This is a genomic window from Mesorhizobium sp. M7A.F.Ca.AU.002.02.1.1 (genome assembly GCF_003998535.1).
Taxonomy (GTDB): domain Bacteria; phylum Pseudomonadota; class Alphaproteobacteria; order Rhizobiales; family Rhizobiaceae; genus Mesorhizobium; species Mesorhizobium ciceri.
This window is the reverse complement of sequence record NZ_RZPB01001112.1, coordinates 1-1,486: the sequence shown is the minus strand read 5'-3', so window position 1 is coordinate 1,486 and position 1,486 is coordinate 1. Positions and strand designations below refer to the sequence as shown.

Annotated in this window: 4 protein-coding genes; all 4 read left to right on the top strand. The window is 64.0% G+C overall.

The genetic code is table 11. From position 1 onward, the window contains the following. Positions 1-255: NAD(P)H-dependent glycerol-3-phosphate dehydrogenase (locus EN879_RS35565; RefSeq protein WP_348631525.1), on the top strand; the 255-nt coding region annotated here is incomplete at its 5' end. 31 nt (positions 256-286) lie between these two features. Then, a complete protein-coding gene (locus EN879_RS35560; RefSeq protein WP_063169520.1) occupies positions 287-583 on the top strand; it encodes a YciI-like protein in 297 nt (98 codons plus the stop codon). A gap of 37 nt (positions 584-620) precedes the next feature. Next, positions 621-1,046, top strand: coding sequence for an EVE domain-containing protein (locus EN879_RS35555; RefSeq protein WP_063169521.1), 426 nt, complete (start codon positions 621-623; stop codon positions 1,044-1,046). Next, positions 1,043-1,486, top strand: a 444-nt coding sequence (locus EN879_RS35550; protein ID WP_164774824.1) for a 50S ribosomal protein L11 methyltransferase, incomplete at its 3' end; no start/stop codon positions are given. The genes EN879_RS35555 and EN879_RS35550, both read left to right, overlap by 4 nt.

Sequence of the window (1,486 nt, the reverse complement as noted above, 5' to 3'; positions counted from 1 at the left end):
CTGCTGACCTGCTCGTCCACCCAGTCGCGCAATTTCGCCTATGGGTTGGCGCTCGGGCAAGGCAAGCCACTTGCCGGATTGCCGCTGGCAGAAGGCGTGCCGACGGCGGCGATCGCAGCCCGCATTGCGACCGAGCGCAACATCGACGCGCCGATCATTGCCGCCGTCGCCGCCATACTGGATGGCACCATCACCGTCCGGCAGGCCGTGACGGCGTTGATGACCCGGCCGCTGAAGACCGAAACCAACGATTGATCCCCACGACTTTGAACGATCAGGAGAAAAAATGCTGTTTGCTGTGATTTGCAAGGACAAGCCCGGAAGCCTGCAGGTGCGCCTCGACACGCGGCCCGAGCATGTTGCCTTTCTCGAGGGGTTGAACGGCGACAAGAAGCTGGCATTCGCCGGTCCGTTCCTTGACACTGAAGGCAGGTCCAATGGCAGCCTCGTGGTCGTCGAAGCGCCCGACCTGGCAGGGGCGCAGGCTCTGTCGGCCGCCGACCCCTACGCCAAGGCCGGGCTGTTCGAAAGCGTCGAAATCCGCCCGTGGAACTGGACGTTCAACAAGCCGGCGGCTAGTTAATCCCGGTCGCCAGCGCGACTCCAAGGAGGAGAAAGACATGAACTACTGGCTGTTCAAATCCGAGCCATTCAAGTTCTCCTTCGAGATGCTGAAGGCCAAGGGCAAGGCCGGCACGCAATGGGACGGCGTGCGCAACTACGCGGCGCGCAACAACATGAAGGCGATGCAGATCGGCGATCTCGGCTTCTTCTACCACTCCAACGAGGGGCTGAACATCGTCGGCATCGCTGAAGTCTGCGCGCTTGCCCATCCCGACACCACGTCGGACGATCCGCGCTGGGAATGCGTCGACATCCGCGCCGTAAGGGATGTACCGAACCCGCCGACGCTGGAACAGGTGAAGGCCAATCCGAGGCTTGCCGACATGGCGCTGGTGCGGCTCGGACGGCTTTCCGTGCAGCCGGTGACGCCGGCCGAATGGAAGGAAGTCTGCCGCATGGGCGGCTTGACGCCGGTTCCGTGACGGCGCTCACGCCCAACAGCGCCAAACAGTTCATTCTCGACAACACGGCGCTGATGGCGCCGCCGCACGTGCCGGAGATCCTGCTTCATCTTGCCGACGAAGCGCATGATCTGTGGCAGCGGACCGAGGAAGAGCTGGTCGAAATCGGCCTGCCGCCGCCCTTCTGGGCCTTTGCCTGGGCCGGCGGCCAGGGCCTTGCCCGCTATGTCCTGGACAATTCCGGCACGGTGCGTGGCAAGCACGTGCTCGACTTTGCTTCCGGCTCCGGCCTTGTCGCCATCGCCGCCGCCAAGGCCGGTGCCGCCAAGGTGATCGCCTCCGACATCGACCCGTTCTGCGCCACCGCGATCCGGCTCAACAGCGAGATCAACGGTATCGGGACCGAATTCCTCGGCACGGATTGCATCGGCACCGATGCAGGTTGGGACGTGGTCCTGGCC